Source organism: Gemmiger formicilis, from assembly GCF_900167555.1.
Lineage (GTDB): Bacteria > Bacillota > Clostridia > Oscillospirales > Ruminococcaceae > Gemmiger > Gemmiger formicilis.
The window spans coordinates 1-1,586 of the sequence record NZ_FUYF01000081.1; the positions used below are offsets into that span (position 1 = coordinate 1).

Annotated in this window: 1 protein-coding gene; it reads right to left on the reverse strand. The window is 54.4% G+C overall.

Features of this window, described 5'->3' with window-relative positions; genetic code table 11:
- On the reverse strand, window positions 1-1,526 hold a 1,526-nt coding region (locus tag B5D32_RS14640), incomplete at its 3' end, for a VirB4 family type IV secretion system protein (protein ID WP_420896772.1).
- Window positions 1,527-1,586: the final 60 nt, after the last annotated feature.

Genomic DNA, 1,586 nt, shown 5'->3' on the forward strand with positions numbered 1-1,586 from the left:
ACATAGTTGGCCGCCAAAGCGTTGGACGATGCGCCGATGATTTGCCAAACCTCATCTATAAAAATCTGCTTGCGGCGGGTCAGATCCTCTTTCGCCTTATCCCACATATAATCCAGCCCGATGTACATACCCACGGTCAGCAGATCGCCGGACAACTCACTGATGTCGATGACAACATAGCTGTTGTCAAGGTTCACGTTCGTCTGGCGGTTGAAGCTTGATGCCGAGCCGTGTACAAGACGGTTCAGAATATTGGCGATGCGCCGTGTTTCCGGGGTGGCAGACAAGACCGCGTGCAAATCGCCCAGTATTGGCATTTCACGGTACTGACCGGGGCGCGCCGGGTCGTCCAGACTGGCATTGTCGTAGGTGATGCCCTTATTGCGGTAGGTGGTGACGATGGCTTCGTCCAATAACTGGCGTTCCTCATTGCTCAAATCAGGGATCAACAGCGAAAAGAAAATGTGCAACTTTTGAATTTTGGCGGCCAGTTCCGACTGCTCCGGCATGGGGCCATCCAGAAGTTCGCTGCTGGTGTGGTCGATTTTGCGAATCTCCATGACGTTGATGCAGTCCGGGCTGCCCGGCACGATGCGGATGATGGTACCGTTCAGCGCCTTGGCCTGACGATAAAATTCATGCCCTTTCAGTGGTGCAATGATGTAGACAGGTGTTCCGGCCAGCCGCATACGGCGGGCAATAAGCTGCATGGTGAACGTCTTGCCCGCGCCGGAGGTGCCGAGGATCGCCATATTCGCATTTTTATAGATGCGGGTATTGAAGTTGTCGAGGCTGACGAGAGAGTTATTGTACTTGTTCACGCCCAGCAGTACACCGTTGGTATCACACAACTCAAAGCTGACGAACGGATAAAAGCTGGCGGCGGTGGAGGTAAGAATGTTGCGGCGATATTTCTTAAACAACGCCGCATCCGGGGCGCACAGCGGCAGGGAAGAGAGAAAGGCTGCCTCCTGCCGGAAACTGCACAGATGCAAATTCATATCCTGCGAGACCATGAGCTTGCATATCTCCCCGATACGCCACTCCAAATCCTTGACGCTGGCGGCGGTGACCGTTACGAGGATGGCGGCGTAGTAGAAATCCTCGTTGTTGGCAAGGCCGTCTTTCAGGTAGTAGCCGGAACGAATGGCGCTGGAGAGGTCATCGAAATCCGAGTTTGTGTCGCTGGTGTCCTTGATTTTGCTGCGGTTGATGCGGATCTGTTGCCCGATTTTCTGCATCATGCGTTCTTTGGGTTGTCGTTCCAGAAACAAATCCACATCAATACCCTCACCGGCGTTCACCAGCAGGGCCATCCACCCGGCTGTGACCTGTGCGCGGTAGCCGTCTGCGGGAATCATCAAGTAGGCGTGGTAGGTGCCGTCCATATAGAGATAGCGCCCATGCTTCAAATCCAGCGAGGGTGGAATCATAAAGGCGGCAGGCGGTATCTTGTCCAGTGCGGTGGCATCGTTCTGGGCCAGATAGCTGGCAAGCACGTCTTGGATGCGCTCCTGCAATGGCACCTGTACCGCCGTTCGCCTATTTAGTAAGGTATAGAAAACGTCTGTGAGGAACTCGTCCTC